Here is a 20524-nt window from a genome sequence, read left to right as displayed (position 1 = left end):
TGTTCCAAAAGCGTCTGTTTAACGGGTCATTCAGGCCCCTGGTTTTTTCTCATTTTGTGGATATCTCATGTTATCGAACAAGTCCTTGGCACTGGCGCTATGCCTCACTATTACTGGCTGTGCACAAACCCCACAAAATGATGCCGAGGGCGGGCATTGGTGGTCATTTGGCTCCGATAAGGCTGCTACCAAGGACGCAGTGAGCCAGGCCGACTCCAAACCGGATGCCAAGCCGGCGGTCGCGGCCAAGGCGCCAGCGCCGGTAGCACCGGCTGCTGCACCTGCACCGGTTGCGAAGGCGGATACCGGCTCCAGCTGGTGGCCGTTCTCGTCGAAAGCCGACGACGCCAAGGCAGACCTGAAGGCCGACCTCAAGGCGGCAACGCCTGCCTCCGGCGCCCCGGCTGATGCACCGGCCGCTGCACCTGCCGTTGCCAAGACGGATACCGATACCAAATGGTGGTGGCCGTTCGAAAGCAAGCCAAAGCCATTGGCCAAGGTCGACGTCGCCAACATCCCGATGCCTGATCCAAAAATCACCCAGGCCTGGCTGGACGACTACGAGCCACGCCTGCGTCTCGCGATCAAGGACAGCAACCTGCAACTGGAACGCCGTGACAACGTATTGGTGGTGATTGCCCCGGTTGATGGCTCCTACAACCCGAAACGCCCGGCGATGTTGCTGCCGGTGACCCTGGGTCCGTTCACCCGTGTTGCCAAGGCCGTTGAAGGCGATCCGAAGACCGCCGTACTGGTCCTGGGCCATGTAGATACCTCGGGTGCCGAGCCGGTGAGCCAGGCCCTGACCAAGGAACGTGCACAGTCCATCGCTTCGATCTTCAGCCTCAGCGGCCTGAAGCAGGACCGCCTGATGCTGCGTGGCATGGGCGACCTGATGCCGCGTGCCGCCAACGACAGCAACCAGGGCCGCGCCCTGAACCGTCGCATGGAAATCATGTTCACCCAGCGCACCACCATGCTGGCCTTGTTGAGCAAGTACAACTCGGCCAATCCGCCGAAGGCTGAAATGGTCGCTGTGCAGGACGTTCCTGCTCCAGCCGCTGCTCCGGTCAAAAAAGCTGCCGCTCCGGCGAAAAAAACCGTCGCCAAGAAAGCTGCCGCCAAGCCGGCTGCCAAAAAGGCCCCGGCCAAGCCTGCTGCTAAAAAGCCAGCACCTGCCAAGGCCGCCGCTCCAGCTGCTACCAACGACCAGGCGAAGAACTGATTATTTGAGCAAGAAGGATAAAGCCGCATGACCCAGGCACTGGCCGATATGCGCCGTGACTACACACGGGACGGTTTGAGCGAGGCCCAGGCCCCGGATGAACCGTTTGCCTTGTTCCACCAGTGGTTCGCCGACGCGGTGAAAACCGAACAGCCACCGGTGGAGGCCAATGCCATGACCCTGGCTACGGTGGACCAGGACGGTCGCCCGCACTGCCGGATTCTGCTGCTCAAGGGCCTGGATACACAGGGGTTTACCTTCTTCACCAATTATCAGAGCGCCAAGGGCGAACAACTCGCGGCGCGACCGTTTGCCGCCATGACCTTCTTCTGGCCGACCCTGGAGCGCCAGGTGCGCATCGAAGGTCGGGTGGTCAAGGTCTCGCCCGAGGAGTCGGATGCTTACTTCCAGGTCCGTCCCCTGGGTAGCCGCCTGGGTGCCTGGGCTTCACCGCAAAGCCGGGTAATCAGGGACCGCGAAGAGTTGCAGGCGCTGCTCAAGGCCACCGAACAACGCTTCAGCGATACCCAGCCTGATTGCCCCGAACACTGGGGTGGTTACCGCCTGCTGCCGGAGCGCATCGAGTTCTGGCAAGGCCGCGCGAGTCGTTTGCACGACCGCTTGAACTTCCGCTTGCAGGGGGCCGACTGGACCCGTGAGCGCCTGGCGCCCTGAGCCCACCTTTCGTCACCTCGCCTGAATGTAGCGCTGCACGCCGAAGTCTCTAGTCAGAGGCCTTGGATGGGTAGCGCTGCGCTGCGTTATGCGGCCGTTAGCTACAATGATGACAGCGTCCATCAAGATCCTGAGGGAGGTGGGATTGCTACCGTTCGTCGAGTTTTTCGGTACAGGTTCTCTGTACTAAGGCTGAATGAAAACAATTTTCTGCCCGGCATGCCGTGACAGGCGGCAAGCCACAGCGGTTTAATGGATACCTGTCCTTTGGAGTTGATGCTATGCGTAAGTCCGTTTTACTAGTTGCCTGCTTTACCACCCTGTCGCTGCTGCTGGGTGGCTGCGCCTCGAGTCTGACCGGCGACTCGTACTCCCGTGACGAAGCTCGTCGTGTACAGACTGTTCGCATGGGCACCATCGAATCCCTGCGTCCGGTGAAAATCGAAGGCACCAAGACCCCAATCGGCGGCGCTGCGGGCGCAGTCATCGGCGGCGTTGGCGGCAGCGCCATCGGCGGCGGCCGTGGCAGCATCGTGACCGCCGTTATCGGCGCAGTCGCCGGCGGCCTGCTGGGCTCGGCCACCGAGGAAGGCCTGACCCGCACCCAGGGTGTTGAAATCACCGTCCGCGAAGATGATGGCAGCATGCGCGCCTACGTCCAGGCGGTTCAAGAGAACGAAATCTTCCGCATCGGCGACCGCGTTCGCATCATGACGGTGGACGGAACCAGCCGCGTTACTCGCTAAGGGTAAGGTTGCAGGAAAAGAAAAACCCCAACCGGGTGGCCGGTTGGGGTTTTTTGTTGGACGTATGTTTTGCGGGATCAGGTGAACATATGAATATCGTCAAGGGTGTCTTGTACGGCACCACTCAGAAACGGTGATTTTGTTTTTGCTTGTTGCAGTGCTGGCGAAATTTTCGCCATGTCAAGCTCACCGAAGCGTCGCGCGATGTGGCCTATCGCAATGATGGCAGCTGACGCGATGTTCTCGTCATCATTGCTCACATACCGGAGGCAGGTTTCTTGTGCCCACGTAGCGTCTGTCTCGTTGAGGCCAATGGATATCAGGGCTTCTGTGATCTTGTTTAGGTCGTTGGTGGCTAGAAGGCTTATAGCTTCATCGTGGCTCAAAGACGGGTCGTGATAACGCATACTCATTTTTCAGCTCCTAGAATTTTTCCTTTTCGATCTGTTTTATTCGCTTTTATTAAAGCGTTTTTCATCTCTTGTCTTAACTCACTCCACCGCCTCACATGACCGTGGTAAAGACCTTCTGAGGTGCGATCAATCACCACAAACTCGTTTGTGTGTGGGTCAATACCTATTCGTCTACGTGAATTTGGCGGATTCAGCTCCACTGAGTTGTTAAGAGCATCTAAGCCGTTAGTCGGCTTTTTGCTTTTGACAGAGCTATCTTTTTTTCCGTGATAGGGGGCGTCCTCATACTTCAGGCTTACAACGATATACAGAGGCCGAATGCCCGAATCCACCGGAAACACCAGAATGAAATCCCTGTATTCCGGCGGGTAAATCGGGTCAACGATGATGCTAGCGGCCTTCTCGGTCGGTGGGTACACCCAGATTTGCGGTGCCTGCGGCGCAGCTTCCAGCGCAGGAATACCGAGGGTGCCAGCGGGATCGATGGCAGGCGTCCAGATCAGCTCAATCCCGTCGCCCAAGTCCGCGACCTGATGTGTGCCTCGCAGCCCAAACTTCACGACATCGATCATTTCCCAGTCGCGATTTTTCCCTGTGTAGAAGGCGTATCCCTTGAGGGTGCCGTTAGCTAATTGCTCGACGTGCAGGCGAACCCGTGTACGCGCTCGTGGCATTGAGCGCAGTTGACGGTCGCTGTAGAGCGCGCTGTCGCCCAAGCTGGAGGGCCAGATAAGTGCTGCAATCCCAAGCATCAGGCCTGCGGCGACTGTTCCAGCACCGGCTGCGACGCTTGATGCCCCGCCGATCGCGGAACCGCCCAGTGCCAATGTTCCGAGCCCGGCCGGGAGGGCGCTGCCGCTGATCTTCTTGAGTGGCAGTAGCCCCTCACTGTCGGTTTCACGGCCACCAAGCAGCACGTGTTCGCCATAGTCCCCTATGCGATCAAGCGGTAAGTAACCGGACGGATTGTTGTAGTCGATGAGGGCGTCCGGCAGATTGCAGGACTTTGCGAATACGCAGCCGACCATGGGCAATGGCGTTGGCGGCGGCTCCACTTTACGCCTGGCCTCGTACGCTTCCTGGCGGGCAAGCATGGCTTCATATGCTTGCTGCCTGGCCTCACGCTCAGCCAACTCGCGCTCGTTCATGTTCTCGAGCCGTCGGTAACCCCCCGTGCCGGTCCCGTAGCATCGCCAGACTTGGGGTATATCCTTGTTGTTTGCCATCGTGCCCTCCTGGCGTGTTGCCTAACGACATCCAGCGTTGGAGCCGGGAGCATGACGTTATGGCAAGCAGCGGAGGGTGGATGTAGGACGGTTCTGTGAGATGGCGCCGAATGGGCCTAGAGGAGGTTGGAGCCGGCAAGCCGGCTCCAAAAGCGGTTACGCCTGAACGAGCGCCTGCTTGCGACTGGCCATCGCCGTCACTGCATACCCGATCAGCGCCGCCAGTATCGACCCGGTCAGGATGCCCATCCGGTCCATACCCGCGTATTCACTGCTGCCCGGCACAAACGCCAGGGAGCCGACAAACAGGCTCATGGTGAAGCCGATGCCGCACAGGACCGCCACGCCGAGCACCTGGCCCCAGTTGGCGCCGGCGGGCAGTGCGGCAAGGCCGGTTTTTACCATGACCCAGGTGAAACCCAGTACGCCAACGGTCTTGCCCAGCAGCAGGCCGGCGGCGATGCCCATTGGCACGTGGTGGGTGAAGCTTTCCAGGTTGACGCCAGCCAGCGAGACGCCGGCATTCGCAAAGGCAAACAGCGGCAGGATCGCGTAAGCCACCCAAGGATGCAGGGCGTGTTCCAGGGTCAGCAGCGGCGATGGCTCGGCGTTTTTGGTGCGCAGCGGGATGCAGAAGGCCAATGTCACGCCCGCCAGGGTGGCGTGCACGCCACTCTTGAGCACGCAGACCCACAGGATCAGCCCGACAATCATGTAGGGCCCCAGCTTGACCACACCCAGCCGGTTCATCGCAATCAAGGCGATCAGGCACGCCGCTGCGCCGGCCAATGACGCCCCGGACAGGTCGGCGGAGTAGAAGAGTGCAATGACGATGATCGCGCCAAGGTCGTCGATGATGGCCAGGGTCATCAGGAACAACTTCAGCGAAACCGGCACGCGCTTGCCCAGCAGGGCCAATACGCCCAGGGCGAAGGCAATGTCGGTGGCCATGGGGATTGCCCAGCCACCCAGGGCGGCCGGGTTGTCCTTGTTCAGCGCCCAATAGATCAGCGCCGGCACGACCATGCCGCCGATGGCTGCCGCTCCCGGCAGTACCACTTGCGAAGGCTTGGACAGTTGGCCGTCGAGCAACTCGCGTTTGACCTCAAGGCCGATCAGCAGGAAGAACAGGGCCATCAGGCCGTCGTTGATCCACAGCAGCGCCGGCTTGGCGATTTTCAGGGCGCCGATTTGTGTGACCACCGGCACGTCGAGAAAACTCGCGTAGAGGTGCGACAGCGGTGAGTTGTTGATGATCAGCGCCAAAGCGGCAGCAGCGATCAGGAGCAGACCGCTGGCGGCTTCCAGCTGGAAGAAACGGGTGAAAGTGCTACGCAGAGGCAAGGGATGCTCTCCAATCAAAGTTCAATAGGTGGGTACCCTAACCCGTACCGTTAGTTGTTAAAACAAAAGTTATATTCTTATTTGTTATAAGGAATCGGTCTGATCAGTTGCGCGCCAGACCCCGAAAATTGTGTGTCCAATTGAGTCATGACTGTATCTGTGTGGAGTGTAGGAAACATCCTAAGATCAGGTCTGAAATCCTTAGAGAAACCGATCATGAGCGACAACCGCCAATGGGCCCGCGAAGCCATTCGCATTATTGAAGCGGACTTCCAGCGCAGCGCCGACACCCACCTGATCCCCTTGCCAATGCAGGGTTTGCCAGGTATCGAGTTGTATTTCAAGGATGAGTCCAGCCATCCCACCGGCAGCCTGAAACATCGGTTGGCGCGTTCGTTGTTCCTCTATGCGTTGTGCAACGGCTGGCTCAAGCCCGGTGCACCGGTGATCGAAGCCTCCAGCGGTTCCACGGCGATTTCCGAGGCGTACTTCGCCAGGCTGCTGGGCTTGCCGTTTATTGCGGTGATGCCGGCCACCACTTCCCAGGAAAAGATTGCGCAGATCGCGTTCTACGGGGGCAAGAGCCATCTGGTGCAGGATCCGACGCAGATCTACGCCGAATCCGAGCGCCTGGCGCAGGAAAGCGGTGGCCATTTCATGGACCAGTTCACCTATGCCGAACGTGCCACTGACTGGCGCGCGAACAACAACATCGCTGAATCGATCTTCCAGCAACTGCGCTTTGAGCGTTATCCGGAGCCGAGTTGGCTGATTTCCAGCCCCGGCACGGGTGGCACCACGGCGACGTTGGGGCGTTATGTGCGTTATCGCCAGCACTGCACCCGAGTGTTGTGCGCGGACGCGGAGCGTTCGGTGTTTTTCGACTACTACCTGAGCGGCGACGCCAGCCTGCGCCTGGACTGTGGCTCGCGCATCGAAGGCATTGGCCGGCCACGGGTTGAGGCGTCGTTCCTGCCGAAAGTGATTGATGCGATGGTCAAGGTGCCGGATGCGCTGTCCCTGGCGGCCATGCATTACCTGGCGCAGCGCTTGGGGCGGCGAGTAGGCGGCTCAAGTGGCACCAACCTGATCGGTGCGTTGATCGCGGCGCAGCAGATGAAGGCGGCAGGGGAGTCGGGCTCGATCGTGGCGATCTTGTGCGACGGCGGTGAGCGCTATGCCACGACCTATTACGATCAGGCCTGGCTGGCAGGGCAGGGGTATGAGTTGGAGGGTTTGATTGCGGCCGTTGCGGCGAGTGTCGAGCGGGGGCAACCGTTGCCGGAAAGCATCCTGCGCGCCAATATTTGAAACACCGCATTACCAATGTGGGAGCGGGCTTGCTCGCGAATGCGGTGTGTCAGCCAATACATCATTCGGCTGATCCACCGCATTCGCGAGCAAGCCCGCTCCCACATTTGATCTGCTGCGTTTTCAGCGCAGTGGTTAAGCCTCGATACCCAACATATCCCGCGCCAGCGCCTCGGCAATCCGAATCCCGTCGACACCCGCCGACAAAATCCCACCGGCATAACCGGCACCTTCGCCCGCCGGGAACAGGCCTTTCACGTTCAAGCTTTGCATCGACTCATTACGGGTAATCCGCAGCGGCGATGAAGTGCGGGTCTCGATCCCGGTCAGGACCGCGTCGTGCAGCGAGTAGCCCTTGATCTGCTTCTCGAACGCCGGCAACGCTTCGCGGATGGCTTCGATGGCAAACTCCGGCAACGCCAGCGCCAGGTCACCCAGGGCTACGCCGGGCTTGTAGGATGGCTCCACGGTACCGATGGCGGTGGACGGCTTGCCGGCGATGAAATCACCCACCAGCTGCGCCGGTGCTTCGTAGTTGCTGCCGCCGAGGATGAACGCGTGGGATTCCAGGCGTTCCTGCAACTCGATCCCGGCCAGCGGGCCGCCCGGGTAATCCACTTCCGGGGTGATGCCCACCACGATCCCGGAGTTGGCGTTGCGTTCGTTACGGGAGTACTGGCTCATGCCGTTGGTTACTACGCGGTTCGGCTCTGATGTCGCCGCGACCACGGTACCGCCCGGGCACATGCAGAAGCTGTACACCGAACGGCCGTTCTTGGCGTGGTGCACCAGTTTGTAATCGGCGGCCCCAAGTTTCGGGTGGCCGGCGTACTTGCCCAGGCGTGCAGCGTCGATCAGCGACTGCGGGTGTTCGATACGGAAACCCACCGAGAACGGCTTGGCTTCCATGTACACGCCACGGCCATGCAGCATGCGGAAGGTATCGCGGGCGCTGTGGCCGAGGGCCAGGATTACGTGTTTGGACAGGATCTGCTCGCCGCCATCCACCACCACGCCATTCAACTGGCCGTCTTCGATCAGCACGTCGGTGACCCGCTGCTCGAAGCGCACTTCACCGCCCAGGGCGATGATCTGCTGGCGCATGTTTTCCACGACGCCGGTCAGGCGAAACGTACCGATGTGCGGCTTGCTGACGTAGAGGATTTCATCTGGCGCACCGGCCTTGACGAACTCGTGCAGCACCTTGCGACCGTGGAATTTCGGGTCCTTGATCTGGCTGTAGAGCTTGCCGTCGGAGAAGGTCCCGGCGCCGCCTTCACCGAACTGCACGTTGGATTCCGGGTTCAGCACATTCTTGCGCCAAAGGCCCCAGGTGTCCTTGGTGCGCTGGCGCACTTCGCGGCCGCGCTCGAGGATGATCGGCTTGAAACCCATCTGTGCCAGCAACAGCCCGGCGAAGATCCCGCACGGGCCAAAACCGACGACGATCGGCCGCTCGGTCAGGCCTTCCGGCGCATGGCCCACGACCTTGTAGCTGATGTCCGGCGCCGGGTTGACGTTGCGGTCGTCGGCGAACTTGAGCAGCAGGGCCGCCTCGCCTTTGACTTCCAGGTCGATGGTGTAGATGAAGCACAGCTCCGACGATTTCTTGCGGGCGTCGTAGCTGCGTTTGAACAGGGTGAAATCGAGCAGGTCATCACTGGCGATGCCCAGGCGTTGCACAATGGCAGGCCGCAGGTCTTCTTCGGGATGGTCGATGGGCAGCTTGAGTTCGGTGATTCGTAACATGACAGGAATCCGGTAGGCGGCGGGCAAAGAGGCCGGCTGTTTTGCAAACCGGCGATTATAAGCCCCAACAGCGGTTTCCCGTCATGCTAAAACAGCGCAGGGCGCAATCAGTCGTCTCGCGAACCGCCGAACGACGCGCAACCGCGTTGCACCTGGCCGTTGACCCGAAGCTCAGCGGACATGTGCTGCAGGCTGCCGCTGGCACTGTCGACACAGCGTTGCGGGGCCACCCAGAGTTCGATGTGCTGGTTATTCGCTTCGGTCATCAGGTTGAACCGTCCGTCGCCCGATTGCTCTTCCACATACGGCACGGCCAATGGTGGCTGGCCTTCACGCTCCAGCACCATGCCCTTGGCGGTGACGTTCATCGCCCAGGCCGGTTTGTGGCCGTTGGCCCGCAGGATCATGCGCTTGAAGTCCGGGTCATCACAGGCCGAGGTCGAGCGCTCGACGCGGTACACCTGTTGCAGGTCCACCGTGCCCTGGGTGCCGCTGGCGACGCCGGAGAACTTGCCACGCAGGTCGGCAAACAGTGCGCCTTGCTGGCCGGCCAGGGAGGCGGCCTCCTGCAGGATGCTGGTGCCACCGGTGTCGTTGACCACGTAGTTGCGTTTGTCGTTGCAGGGCTGGAACAGCAGTTTGTCACCCTGGGCCGTCAACTCGCCCTGCATGCGGGTCATCCCGGCGAGAGAGGGCTTGGCCGGCTCGTTATCGAACATCTGGCAGGCGGCGAACAGGGGCAGCAGGGCAAACAAGGCTAGGGTACGGGCGGCACGCATCATCGGGTCTCCTGATAAGTGCCGCCACGTTACGCAGGCTGGCGGTGCATCACAAGCCCGGGACACAGGTTGAATAAGGTGTGCCGGGGGCGATCATCCCTGCTGGGACTTTTCCTATAGAGGGATGTGAACGGTCATGGGAACGTCTTTCTCTTTTATTCGGAAAGCCGCGATGACTATTCGATGGAATCTGTGGGGGCTGTTACTGGTGACGGGTTCTGCACTGGGCAGTGAACCGGCGCGGCTGGAGTACTCCTCTGCCACTGACTTTACCGAGATCTCGATCACCGTGAAGAGGACGCCTGACAGTAGCCCGGACTTTATTTCGGTCAATGTCACGCTGAGCCCGGAGGCCAGGGCCCGCACGGCTGCAATTACTTTACTGGCTTACAACAAGCAGGTTTCGACATACGTAGACGGCTACAACGTGAGTGATGGCGCCACTGTCATGGGTGTGCTGAACACACGAGAAATACAGTTTTCCGTCCCCCAGGACATGCTCCGTAAATGGATGCCCTGGGTTCAACGGTGACGGCTTTTCAGGCTGGTCAACCAACGATAAACGTCTGCCCGGTCTGCAAGCCTTCCACGCTTTTCGCGTAGGCCAGCGCCACGTCTGCACCCGGAGCCGGTTTGTACCCACGGAAGTACGGCGCGTAGCTGCCCATGGCTTCCAGCAGGACGGTAGGGCTGACCGAGTTGATGCGCAGGCCGCGGGGCAGTTCGATCGCAGCGGCTTTCACGAATGCATCCAGCGCGCCGTTGACCAGGGCAGCCGAAGCACCGGTGCGAATCGGATCGCGGTTGAGAATGCCGCTGGTGAAGGTGAACGACGCGCCGTCATTGGCGAACTCGCGGCCAATCAGCAGCAGGTTGATCTGGCCCATCAGCTTGTCTTGCAGGCCCAGGTCAAAATCGGTTTCGCTCATGTCGCCCAGGGGCACGAAGTTGACGCTGCCGGCGGCGCAGATCAGTGCGTCGAATTTGCCGGTCTGTTCGAACAGTTTGCGGATCGAGGCGCTGTCGCTGATATCGACCTGGAAGTCGCCACTTTTGCGACCGATGCTGATCACTTCATGCCGTTGGGACAGTTCTGCCTTCACCGCCGAACCCACGGTACCGCTTGCGCCAATCAACAGGATTTTCATCGTGCCTTCCTCCAGATGTGTAGGTGAGGTTTCAGTCTAGAGTGATTTTTTGCGCGGATAAGTGCACTAATAGGCAACCTTTGGTTTTCAATTGGAAACAATCCATGAGCGAAATGGATGACCTCGCCGCGTTTGCCGTGTTGATCGAAGCCGGCAGCTTTACCTTGGCGGCCCAGCAACTGGGCTGCAGCAAAGGGCAACTGTCCAAGCGCATCAGCCAGTTGGAAGCGCAGTTTTCGGTGGTGTTGTTGCATCGCACCACCCGCCGCCTGAGCCTGACGGCGGCGGGTGCGGCGCTGTTGCCGCAAGCCCAGGCGTTGGTGGTCCAGGTGGAGCGGGCACGTCAGGCGTTGGCCAGGCTCAAGGATGATCTCGTCGGCCCGGTGCGTATGACGGTTCCGGTGTCCCTGGGCGAAACCTTCTTCGACGGTCTGTTGCTGGAGTTTTCCCGGGAGTACCCACAGGTGCAGATCGAGTTGGAACTCAACAACCAGTACCGGGACCTGGCGCGGGATGGCTTCGACCTGGCGGTACGTTCGGAGGTCGCCAACGACGAGCGTCTGGTCGCCAAGCCGTTGCTCGCCTGGCACGAGATGACCTGCGCCAGCCCGGCTTACCTGGAACAGCACGGCGAGCCGCTGACGCCGGCGGAACTGGTGGGCCACAACTGCTTGCTGAACAGCCACTACAGTGGTCGTGAAGAGTGGCTGTATCACCAGCAGCATGAGCTGCTGCGGGTTCGCGTATCCGGGACCTTTGCCTCCAACCATTACAACTTGTTGAAGAAGGCTGCACTGGTGGGGGCGGGCATCGCGCGCTTGCCGTCCTACGTGCTGCACGCGGAATTGGCTGACGGTCGCCTGCGCTGGCTCCTGCGGGATTATCAGACCCGCAGCATGCCGATGTACCTGGTCCATCCGTATCAGGGCGGCCTGCCGCGCCGCACCCAGGTACTCGCAGATTATCTGGTGGGCTGGTTCAAGCGCAGCGGCGAAGCCCTCGATCGCCTTTAGCGGTAGCGCCGGGCGATCAGATGATCAATCGAGAAGCTGCCCGGCCCCTTGGCCATCAACAGCAGCAGCAATGCGATCCAGGTGCCGTGGGTCGGGTAGGCGTCCGGGTAGACGAAAAGCTGGATGGTCAGTGTCATGCCCAGCAGCGCCAGCGCCGAGAATCGCGTGGCAAACCCCACGAGGATCAGCACCGGGAAGAAATGCTCGGCGAACGCAGCCATGTGCGCCGCCACTTCCGCAGACAGCAGCGGCACGTGGTATTCGCTGCGAAACAGCGGCAGGGTGGACGGCGCCAAGTGCGGCCAGCCCAGTTGGAAGGTCCCGCCGATCAGGTCCACGGCAAGGCCTTCCACTTTGGTCTGGCCGGATTTCCAGAACACCGCTGCGATAGAGAAGCGTGCGACAAAGGCGATCAGGCTGTAGGGGATTTTCTCGAAGCACTGGATGATCCGTTGGATCAGCCCCGGAGCGGTGGTGTTCATGGCGATACCTTGGGTTCTGTGTGCAAGTGGGTGATGGCGCCGTGACCGATCAGCAGGGCCAGGCATTGGTGCAGGTCAAATTCGGCGGCCGCATCGAGGGCGTAGGCCACGGCCATTTCCAATGGCCAACCGTTGTTCAGGCTGTTGATAAACGTCGCTGAGCCGCTGTCGATGTGAAATACCTGCACGTGCAGGCCATTGCGTAGTACCAGCGCGCTTTGGGCATGGAAGGGGTCGAGGGTGGCGAGGGATTCGCCGGTCTGATGCGCCGCCCATAAAGCCACCACGGCGTAGGCCGAGTTCAGGGTGGCCAGGGATGGATGCAGTTGCAGGCGCAGTTCGCCCAGGTCCGACTGTTGTTGCAGGGTGGCGATGACCTCCTGTTGATCCAGTGGCTGTGCGTCTGCCGCGTGGTAGGCCCTCACCCGCAATCGCTCCAGGCGCGCCACATCAGCCAGGTAAGGCACGCTGGCGGCGGGCGCGAAGCCCTGGATAAAGTCCGCCAGGTCGCTGCCGTACTCATTGATCAGAGGGCTTGTCGGCGGGAAACCCTGGACATACACACCGGCCATCGCCCGAAAAAACTCATCGCCCACCAGTTGCAGGGTGACCGGGTAGCCGGCGGCCAGCGCGTTGATCAGCGAGCTATGGACATTGTTGCGATACACCGCAAAACGACCGGCCGGATCGGCGCCGTTGCGGCTGAACAAGCCTTGCGGGCAGTTTTCCTCGGGGGACAGCAGGGCGCGGCTAAAGACGTCCTGGCGGCTCATGCACGCACCTCCAGCAGAAACCGGTCGGCCTCGCGTGCTTCAGCGTGCAGCACGCTGAACGCCGGCACCTGGTTGTCGCGCTCGATCAGCGTGGCGACCGGCCCGGTGCGGCTGAGCACGTGCTGGTAGAGCTGCCATACCGCGTTGTCGATGGGGGCGCCGTGATCGTCAATCAGCAAACGGTCGCCGAGGCTGTCGGTGTCTTCGGCAAACCCTGCCAGGTGAATCTCGCCCACGGCGTGCAACGGCAAGGCCTCGATGTACTTCAGCGGGTCTTGCTGATGGTTGATGCACGACACATACACATTGTTCACGTCCAGCAGCAGCCCGCAGCCGGTGCGGCGAATCGCTTCGCTGATGAAGTCGGTCTCTTCCAGGGTGGAGCACTGGAATTGCAGATAGGTCGACGGGTTCTCCAGCAGCATGGTCCGCTGCAGGCGGGTTTGTACCTGGTCGATGTGTTCGCACACCCGCTTCAGGGTTTCATCGTCATACGCCAGCGGCAGCAAATCATTGAGAAACACCGGGCCGTGGCTGGACCAGGCCAGGTGTTCGGAAAAGGAGTGGGGTTGATAGCGTTCGATTAGCGTGGCCAAGCGCGCCAGGTGCTCGTCGTTCAGCGGACCTTCGCCGCCAATGGACAGGCCTACACCGTGCAGCGACAGAGGGTACTGTTCGCGGATCAAGCCCAGGTAGTGATGGAAAGGCCCGCCGGCCACCATGTAGTTTTCGGCGTGGACTTCAAAAAAACCGATATCGGGGGACGTCTCGAGCACTTCACTGAAGTGCTCGTTCTTGAGCCCCAGCCCGGCCCGACGGGGGAGGCCGGGCGCCTGAGCCTGGGAGATGGAGTGGGTGAATGAGAGCGTCATCGTCAGTACTCAGGCTGTGCAGGGTTTCAGGACTTGGCGGTGAAGGCAGCTTCCTGGCCGAAGCCGGTTGGCGAGGTGGTGCTTGGGGTTTTCAGGCAGGTACCGGCCGGGACCAGTTTCCAGGCGTTGGCCTGATCCTTGACCTTCGAGGTGCCCGCGCAGGAAGTGCCGGCGCCTGCGGCGCAATCGTTCTTGCCGGCTTCGGCTACACCGAAGCATTTCTGCATGTCATCGGCGGCGTGGGCGGTGGTGGTCAGGGCGGACAGGCTCAGGGCCGAACCCAGGGCCAGGACGAGGGTGGCGGCGGACAGCGAGCGGGTTTTGGTAGTCATGGTGTATCTCCAGCAGTGGGTTGAGTTGGCAAGCATGTTCGCCTGCTTACACCACTAGAGAAAGGGGGAAGGGATTCGTTACAAAGCCGGGGAAAATAATTTCAGGTTTCGCCAAAGTCTTTGGTTCACACCAAACAAATGTGGGAGCGGGCTTGCTCGCGAAGGCAGTGGGTCAGTCACCAAACAAGTTGGCTGATCCACCGCCTTCGCGAGCAAGCCCGCTCCCACAAAAGCCCGCTCATACATTGACCAGATGGGCATCAACCGCCCAAATAAGCCTCACGTACTTTCGGATCGGTCAGCAGTTGTTCGCCGCTGCCCTGCATCACCACGCGGCCGTTTTCCAGCACGTAGGCGCGGTCGGCAATCTTCAGCGCCTGGTTGGCGTTCTGCTCCACCAGGAACACCGTCACACCGTCCTTGCGCAGCTGTTCGATGATGTCGAAGATCTGCTGGATGATAATCGGCGCCAACCCCAGAGACGGTTCGTCCAGCAACAACAGCTTGGGCTTGCTCATCAGCGCGCGGCCGATGGCGAGCATTTGCTGTTCGCCGCCGGACATGGTGCCGCCGCGCTGGCTGAAGCGTTCCTTGAGCCGCGGGAACAGGTGCAGCACCTTGTCCATCTGCTCCTGGTAATCGCCCTTGTCGGTGAAGAACCCGCCCATGGCGAGGTTCTCTTCCACGGTCAGGCGGGCAAATACCCGGCGGCCTTCCGGAACCACGGCAATGCTCTTGCGCATGATCTCGGAGGAGGCCTGGCCCACCAGCTCCTCACCCATGTAGCGGATGCTGCCGCTGTGAGCCTGGGGCGAACCGCACAGGGTCATCAGCAGCGTGGATTTACCGGCACCGTTGGCGCCGATCAGGGTAACGATTTCGCCCTGGCGCACTTCCACGTTGACGCTGTGCAGCGCCTGGATCTTGCCGTAGAAAGTGGAAACGTTTTCGAATTGCAGCATTTTACGCTTCCCCCAAATAGGCTTTGATCACTTCCGGGTTGTCGCGGATCTGCTCCGGCGTACCGTCGGCCAGTGGCGTGCCCTGGTTGATCACGACGATATGGTCGGAAATGCTCATGACCAGTTTCATGTCGTGTTCGATCAGCAGCACGGTGGCGTTGTTTTCTTCACGCAGCACACTGATCAGCGCCTTGAGGTCTTCTGTTTCCTTCGGGTTCAAGCCGGCGGCCGGTTCGTCGAGCATGAGGATCCGCGGGCGGGTCATCATGCAGCGGGCGATTTCCAGGCGCCGTTGCTGACCGTAGGCCAGGGTGCCGGCAGGACGGTTGGCAAACTCGGTGAGGTTGACCTTGTCCAGCCAGTACGCTGCATATTCCATGGCCTCGCGCTCGCTCTTGCGGAACGACGGCGTCTTGAACAGGCCGGCAAAGAAGTTGGTGTTCAGGTGGCGATGCTGGGCGATCAACAGGTTCTCGACCGCCGTCATGTCCTTGAACAACCGCACGTTCTGGAAGGTCCGCACCACGCCCTTGCGGGCGATCTCGTGGCCGGCCAGGCCCTGGATCGGCTGGCCGTCCAGCAGGATGGTGCCGCCAGCCGGCTTGTAGAAGCCGGTCAGGCAGTTGAACACCGTAGTCTTGCCGGCGCCGTTGGGGCCGATCAGGGCCACGACTTGTTTCTCTTGCACGGTCAGGGCCACGCCGTTGACCGCCAGCAAACCGCCGAAGCGCATGCTCAAGTTTTCGACTTTCAGGATCTCGCGGCTCATTTGCGCAGCTCCATGTGGGGACGTTGCATGGGCAGCAGGCCTTGAGGTCGCCAGATCATCATCAGCACCATCATGGCGCCGAACATCAACATGCGGTATTCGCTGAATTCACGCATCATTTCCGGCAGCAGGATCATCACGATCGCCGCGAGGATCACGCCCAGCTGCGAGCCCATGCCGCCCAGTACCACGATGGCGAGGATGATTGCCGACTCGATGAAGGTGAACGACTCCGGCGTCACCAAACCTTGGCGAGCGGCGAAGAAGCTGCCAGCAAAACCGGCGAAGGTGGCCCCGAGGGTGAATGCCGAAAGCTTGATGACGGTCGGGTTCATGCCTAGTGCACGGCAGGCGATTTCATCTTCGCGCAGCGCTTCCCACGCACGGCCGATCGGCATGCGCAGCAGGCGGTTGATCACGAACAGCGCCGCCAGTGCCAGCAGCAGGGCCACCAGGTACAGGAACACCACTTTGCTCACCGGGTTGTAGTCGATCCCGAAGTACTCGTGGAACGTCTGCATGCCTTCGGCCGCGGTGCGGTCGAACGTCAGCCCGAAGAACGTCGGCTTGGGAATGCTGCTGATGCCGTTGGGGCCGCCGGTGATATCGGTGAGGTTACGCAGGAACAGACGGATGATTTCACCGAAGCCCAGGGTCACGATCGCCAGGTAGTCACCGCGCAAGCGCAGTACCGGGAAGCCCAGCAGGAAGCCAAATGTGGCAGCCGCCATGCCGGCCAGTGGCAGGCAGATCCAGAAGCCCCAGCCCAGGTAATGCGAGAGCAGCGCGTAGGTGTAGGCACCCACCGCGTAGAAGCCCACATAGCCCAGGTCGAGCAGGCCGGCCAGACCCACCACAATGTTCAGGCCCAGGCCCAACAACACGTAGATCAGGATCAGCGTCGCGATATCCACCGCACCACGGGAACCGAAGAAAGGCCAGATCAACGCGGCCACGATCAGGCCGATGATGATGTAGCGCTGGGTGCGCGGCAGGGTCAGGAACTGGCTGACCTTGGGCGATACCAACGGGCCACGGTTGGACTTGAGGAGCGCACCGACCTGTTGGGTGAACAGCACGCGCAGGAACATCAGCACCGAGCACAGGGCAATGATGGTCAACGTCACGGGACCGGTGCCATGCACTTCGAGGTTGATCCCGACAATGCTCAGCTTGAGCCCGAGTACCGGGAAGGCCACGGCCCAGACCAGCAAGGCGCTGAAAAACGCCGATTTAAGATATCTGCTCATACTTTCTCAACCTCCGGACGGCCCAGAATGCCGGTCGGCCGGAACAACAGCACCAGAACCAATAGACCGAATGCCACCACGTCCTTGTACTGGTCACCGAATACGTCGGCGCCAAAGGCTTCAGCCACCCCCAGCACCAGCCCGCCGAGCATCGCGCCCGGAATGCTGCCGATGCCGCCCAATACCGCCGCGGTGAAGGCCTTGAGGCCCACCAGGAAGCCGGCGTTGGGGTTGATCACGCCATACTGCATGCTCAGCAATACAGCGGCGATGGCCGCCAGTGCGGCACCGATGACGAAGGTCAGGGCGATGATGTTGTTGGTGTTGATGCCCAACAGGTTGGCCATCTTGATGTCTTCGGCGCAGGCCCGGCAGGCGCGCCCCAGACGGGAGCGAGAGATGAACAGGGTCAGGCCGAGCATTGCCACCAGGGTGACGACGAAGACCAGGACCTGCATGTAGGAAATCAGCACTTCTTGTGCGCCACCTGGGCCGAAGGAGAAGCTCCCCGGGATCAGGTTGGGAATGGATTTGTCCTTGGAATCCTGGGACAGCAATACGGTGTTCTGCAGGAAAATCGACATGCCGATCGCAGAGATCAGCGGGATCAAGCGGTTGCTGCCACGCAAGGGGCGGTACGCAACGCGTTCGATACTGTAGCCATAGGCACTGGTTACGACGATGGACGCCAGGAATGCAGCGGTCATCAACAGCGGCAGGGAATGGATACCCAGCATGGCCAGCCCGGCAAGGGCGATGAAGGCCACGTAGGAACCAATCATGTACACCTCGCCATGGGCGAAGTTAATCATTCCAATGATGCCGTAAACCATTGTGTAGCCAATGGCTATCAAGGCATAGGTGCTGCCAACGGTCATGCCGTTAACCAGCGTTTGGAAAAAATGATAGATCTCAGGCATTACAGCGCTCCTAAAAACCCGATACGCATTTCACTGGTGGAGTCAATTTCCGGCTCGGTGCCCTGTTCTGTGATCAGGTTGCACAAAGCGTTTGCCAGCGAACCGCTGGTGACGGTTTTAAGATTTTCAGGTGAACCCACTCCCGGATCGCGGGTGACAGGCCCATAAACCTCGTAAAACAAAGCCCACTGCTTGCACAGTGGGCTTGTTGACCAGTAACGCCTGGCTTACTGAGGGGAAACTTCGGTTTTTGGTTTGCCGAAGTGCCATTCGTAGACCACGAACTTGAAGTCCTTCAGGTCGCCCTTGGCGTCGAAGCTCAGGTCGCCGGTCGGGGTCTTGAAGGTACCGGCGTGGATGGCCGCTGCCACCTTGGCGGTGTCTTCGCTCTTCGCGGCAGCGATACCGCCGGCGATCACTTCAACTGCCGAGTAGGCCGGGAACACGAACGGACCGGTTGGGTCCTGCTTGTTCTTGGTGAACTCTTCAACGATTGCCTTGTTGGCAGGATCGGTGTCGAAGGATTTCGGCAGGGTAACCAGCAGGCCTTCGGAAGCGCCCTGGGCGATTTGCGAGATGGAGTCGTTGCCGACGCCTTCAGGGCCCATGAACTTGGCGTTCACGCCTTTTTCCTTGGCTTGGCGCAGGATCAGGCCCAGCTCAGGGTGGTAGCCGCCGTAGTAGACGAAGTCGACGTTGGCTTGCTTGAGCTTCTGGATCAGCGAACCGAAGTCTTTGTCGCCAGCGTTGATGCCTTCGAAGAGGGCAACTTTCACGCCTTTCTTCTCGAGGGTTTGTTTAACGGCAGTGGCGATGCCTTCACCGTATTGCTGTTTGTCGTGAATAACGGCTACGACTTTCGGCTTCACGTGGTCGGCGATGTAGTTACCGGCGGCTGGGCCCTGGGCGCTGTCCAGGCCGATGGTGCGGAAGACCAGCTTGTAGCCACGGGACGTGATTTCCGGGCTGGTGGCAGCTGGGGTGATCATGATCACGCCTTCGTCTTCGTAGATGTCGGATGCTGGCTGAGTGGAGCTGGAGCAAAGGTGACCGACCACGAACTTGACGCCGTCGTTGACCACTTTGTTGGCTACGGCCACGGCTTGTTTTGGATCGCAAGCGTCGTCGTATTCCTTGGCTTCGAGCATTTTGCCATCTACGCCGCCCTTGGCGTTGATGTCGGCGATGGCCTGCTTGGCACCCATGAACTGCATGTCGCCGTACTGGGTCACAGGGCCGGTTTTAGGGCCGGCAATACCGATCTTGATGGTGTCAGCTGCGAACGAATGGCTGGCAACCCCGGCCAGGACCATAGCGGCAAACAGTTTGGAAATCTGCTTAGTAGCCTTATTCATAGTGCTCCACTCTTACTGTTGTATTTTTTATAGTTCTAGCGGCCTTGTGAGCTGCAGAACCGGATCAGATATCTCGGATATCCCCCGGCAGCGGCCTGGCAACTGTACCGGTACAGTGTAGAGCGCCGGTTGATCGCTTGAAAAGCTGGCTGCTGGGGGCAAAACCCGGGTATGTCGCTTAAATGAAAGAAAAAGACAGAATTGCGGCGGGGTGATGCCAGAGTTTCGGGCAATCCTTGGCTTTCCTGACACTTTCGTTCGGTGCCTCATTTGCAACTGGGTTTTTCTGCCTGGGGCTCGACGGTATGATTGCGCCGATTTTTTCTTCAGGTGAACTCCCATGACGCAAGAACCTAGCACCCTCTATGCCAAGCTGCTTGGTGAAACTGCCGAAATTTCCTGGAAGGAGCTTGAGCCGTTCTTTGCCAAGGGTGCCCTATTGTGGGTCGACGCCGGGCTGGATTTGATCGAGGCCGCCGAGGGCATGGCTGAGGACAACCGTGAGAAAGTCGCTGCCTGGCTGGCTGCGGGGAGTCTTGGCGAGGTGTCTGCGACGCGGGCATTGGACCTGGTTGAGCGGGACCCGAGTTTGTGGGCGGTGGTGGTTTCGCCGTGGATTCTGATCCAGGAAAGGGCAGTGTAGGAAATGCATGCGCGAAAAAGGTGCGTGATTTTTCCGAGTTTAAGTGTGTAGGCGGGTAACTGCATTTGCGGTGATGGCACCTTGCCGTAGAGAAAGGTCACAGGCGAGGGTTACGTGCGCGTCATGGGAACAGTTTTGGTAGCGGCGGAGTGCGGGGGGAATTGTTTCTGGGTATGTGTACATATCCGTTATTTAGGTAACGGCCACCTATGGTTCCGCTCTTACAGCGGGTCACTTTTGGCAAACGCCCGGAATGCCGGCCCAGCCAAAAGTAACCAAAAGGTCTTTGCCCCACCACTCGGTGCCTCGCTTAGGCTCGGCATGCCCGCACTCCGGCCCGGTTCCGCGGGCCGCCGCGACGGGCCATCCATGGCCCGGCGCGGCTAAATCGGCATCCTTGCCGATTTACCCGCTCCACCGTGCCTACTTGCGGCCATCGTGGTTGACGGGGCCCGCAGATCAAAATCAAAAGCAAGAGCACAGCGGCCTCCCGGCCGGCTTGAGTGTTAAAAGCAAAAGCAAAGACCAGAGCGAAAA

The 20524-nt window shown here is 60.2% G+C and carries 23 protein-coding genes; 7 read left to right on the top strand and 16 right to left on the bottom strand.

Going from position 1 to position 20524, the window contains the following annotated elements:
• Positions 1-67: 67 nt before the first annotated feature.
• The 3 genes from HX814_RS24225 to HX814_RS24215 all read left to right on the top strand — a co-directional run bounded on the left by HX814_RS24225 (position 68) and on the right by HX814_RS24215 (position 2646).
• Positions 68-1225, top strand: coding sequence for an OmpA family protein (locus HX814_RS24225; protein WP_032898895.1), 1158 nt, complete (start codon positions 68-70; stop codon positions 1223-1225).
• A 27-nt stretch (positions 1226-1252) separates the two neighbouring features.
• Positions 1253-1900: a pyridoxamine 5'-phosphate oxidase gene (gene pdxH / locus HX814_RS24220; protein WP_003211693.1), complete on the top strand. Its 648-nt coding sequence runs from the start codon at positions 1253-1255 to the stop codon at positions 1898-1900.
• Positions 1901-2181: 281 nt separating this feature from the next.
• A complete protein-coding gene (locus HX814_RS24215) occupies positions 2182-2646 on the top strand; it encodes a glycine zipper 2TM domain-containing protein (RefSeq protein WP_003189251.1) in 465 nt (154 codons plus the stop codon).
• A gap of 77 nt (positions 2647-2723) precedes the next feature.
• Here the strand turns inward: HX814_RS24215 and HX814_RS24210 are convergent, their stop codons facing one another.
• The 3 genes from HX814_RS24210 to nhaA form a co-directional block, all read right to left on the bottom strand.
• A complete protein-coding gene (locus tag HX814_RS24210) occupies positions 2724-3059 on the bottom strand; it encodes a hypothetical protein (protein ID WP_102368250.1) in 336 nt (111 codons plus the stop codon).
• Positions 3056-4285 (bottom strand): S-type pyocin domain-containing protein, encoded by a 1230-nt coding sequence (locus tag HX814_RS24205; protein WP_003211689.1) that lies wholly within the window; start codon positions 4283-4285, stop codon positions 3056-3058. Before HX814_RS24205 ends, HX814_RS24210 begins: the two co-directional genes overlap by 4 nt.
• Before the next feature lie 156 nt (positions 4286-4441).
• On the bottom strand, positions 4442-5629 hold the full coding sequence (nhaA, locus tag HX814_RS24200) for a Na+/H+ antiporter NhaA (protein WP_177009889.1): 1188 nt from the start codon (positions 5627-5629) through the stop codon (positions 4442-4444).
• A 213-nt stretch (positions 5630-5842) separates the two neighbouring features.
• Between nhaA and HX814_RS24195 the strand changes: the two genes are divergently transcribed.
• Positions 5843-6940, top strand: a complete 1098-nt coding sequence (locus HX814_RS24195) for a PLP-dependent cysteine synthase family protein (protein ID WP_173406096.1) — start codon at positions 5843-5845, stop codon at positions 6938-6940.
• Positions 6941-7075: 135 nt separating this feature from the next.
• Here the strand turns inward: HX814_RS24195 and HX814_RS24190 are convergent, their stop codons facing one another.
• Together HX814_RS24190 and HX814_RS24185 are read right to left on the bottom strand one after the other, a co-directional pair.
• Positions 7076-8689: an NAD(P)/FAD-dependent oxidoreductase gene (locus HX814_RS24190; RefSeq protein ID WP_003211683.1), complete on the bottom strand. Its 1614-nt coding sequence runs from the start codon at positions 8687-8689 to the stop codon at positions 7076-7078.
• Positions 8690-8796: 107 nt separating this feature from the next.
• Positions 8797-9468, bottom strand: coding sequence for a COG3650 family protein (locus HX814_RS24185; protein ID WP_003211681.1), 672 nt, complete (start codon positions 9466-9468; stop codon positions 8797-8799).
• Between the two features lie 172 nt (positions 9469-9640).
• On the opposite strand from HX814_RS24185, the gene HX814_RS24180 reads away from it, so the two are divergent.
• Positions 9641-10000 carry a hypothetical protein gene (locus HX814_RS24180; protein WP_003211679.1) on the top strand — a complete coding sequence of 120 codons (360 nt, stop codon included), beginning with the start codon at positions 9641-9643 and terminating at the stop codon, positions 9998-10000.
• Between the two features lie 16 nt (positions 10001-10016).
• On the opposite strand, the gene HX814_RS24175 is transcribed toward HX814_RS24180, so the two are convergent.
• On the bottom strand, positions 10017-10616 hold the full coding sequence (locus HX814_RS24175; RefSeq protein WP_177009890.1) for a short chain dehydrogenase: 600 nt from the start codon (positions 10614-10616) through the stop codon (positions 10017-10019).
• Positions 10617-10720: 104 nt separating this feature from the next.
• Here HX814_RS24175 and HX814_RS24170 point away from each other — a divergent pair, with 104 nt between their 5' ends.
• Entirely contained in the window at positions 10721-11629 is a 909-nt protein-coding gene (locus tag HX814_RS24170; RefSeq protein WP_003211675.1) for a LysR family transcriptional regulator, read from the top strand.
• On the opposite strand, the gene HX814_RS24165 is transcribed toward HX814_RS24170, so the two are convergent.
• The 10 genes from HX814_RS24165 to HX814_RS24120 form a co-directional block, all read right to left on the bottom strand.
• Positions 11626-12111, bottom strand: a complete 486-nt coding sequence (locus tag HX814_RS24165) for a DoxX family protein (protein WP_003211673.1) — start codon at positions 12109-12111, stop codon at positions 11626-11628. The two genes, HX814_RS24170 and HX814_RS24165, sit on opposite strands and share 4 nt — an antisense overlap.
• Positions 12108-12884 carry a DUF2063 domain-containing protein gene (locus HX814_RS24160; protein WP_003211670.1) on the bottom strand — a complete coding sequence of 259 codons (777 nt, stop codon included), beginning with the start codon at positions 12882-12884 and terminating at the stop codon, positions 12108-12110. The genes HX814_RS24165 and HX814_RS24160 overlap by 4 nt, the downstream gene beginning before the upstream one ends.
• Positions 12881-13756, bottom strand: coding sequence for a DUF692 domain-containing protein (locus HX814_RS24155; protein WP_003211668.1), 876 nt, complete (start codon positions 13754-13756; stop codon positions 12881-12883). The genes HX814_RS24160 and HX814_RS24155 overlap by 4 nt, the downstream gene beginning before the upstream one ends.
• Positions 13757-13782: 26 nt before the next feature.
• Positions 13783-14088 (bottom strand): DUF2282 domain-containing protein, encoded by a 306-nt coding sequence (locus HX814_RS24150; protein ID WP_003211666.1) that lies wholly within the window; start codon positions 14086-14088, stop codon positions 13783-13785.
• Positions 14089-14348: 260 nt separating this feature from the next.
• Complete coding sequence (locus HX814_RS24145; protein ID WP_003211664.1) at positions 14349-15050, bottom strand: ABC transporter ATP-binding protein; 702 nt, start codon at positions 15048-15050, stop codon at positions 14349-14351.
• Position 15051: 1 nt separating this feature from the next.
• Positions 15052-15819, bottom strand: a complete 768-nt coding sequence (gene livG / locus HX814_RS24140) for a high-affinity branched-chain amino acid ABC transporter ATP-binding protein LivG (protein WP_003211663.1) — start codon at positions 15817-15819, stop codon at positions 15052-15054.
• Positions 15816-17069, bottom strand: coding sequence for a high-affinity branched-chain amino acid ABC transporter permease LivM (locus HX814_RS24135; protein WP_003211661.1), 1254 nt, complete (start codon positions 17067-17069; stop codon positions 15816-15818). The genes livG and HX814_RS24135 overlap by 4 nt, the downstream gene beginning before the upstream one ends.
• Positions 17066-17989 carry a high-affinity branched-chain amino acid ABC transporter permease LivH gene (livH, locus tag HX814_RS24130; protein WP_017137212.1) on the bottom strand — a complete coding sequence of 308 codons (924 nt, stop codon included), beginning with the start codon at positions 17987-17989 and terminating at the stop codon, positions 17066-17068. The genes HX814_RS24135 and livH overlap by 4 nt, the downstream gene beginning before the upstream one ends.
• Positions 17989-18171, bottom strand: coding sequence for a hypothetical protein (locus tag HX814_RS24125; protein ID WP_177009879.1), 183 nt, complete (start codon positions 18169-18171; stop codon positions 17989-17991). Before HX814_RS24125 ends, livH begins: the two co-directional genes overlap by 1 nt.
• Before the next feature lie 45 nt (positions 18172-18216).
• Positions 18217-19344: a branched-chain amino acid ABC transporter substrate-binding protein gene (locus tag HX814_RS24120; RefSeq protein WP_003211654.1), complete on the bottom strand. Its 1128-nt coding sequence runs from the start codon at positions 19342-19344 to the stop codon at positions 18217-18219.
• Between the two features lie 340 nt (positions 19345-19684).
• Here HX814_RS24120 and HX814_RS24115 point away from each other — a divergent pair, with 340 nt between their 5' ends.
• Entirely contained in the window at positions 19685-19987 is a 303-nt protein-coding gene (locus tag HX814_RS24115; RefSeq protein ID WP_003211652.1) for a DUF2288 domain-containing protein, read from the top strand.
• Positions 19988-20524: the final 537 nt, after the last annotated feature.

Origin of the sequence: Pseudomonas sp. C8002 (genome assembly GCF_013385765.1) — a bacterium.
In the GTDB taxonomy this organism is placed as follows: Bacteria; Pseudomonadota; Gammaproteobacteria; order Pseudomonadales; family Pseudomonadaceae; genus Aquipseudomonas.
The sequence above is the reverse complement of the archived record's forward strand: the minus strand, read 5'-3'. Positions and strand labels throughout refer to the sequence as shown.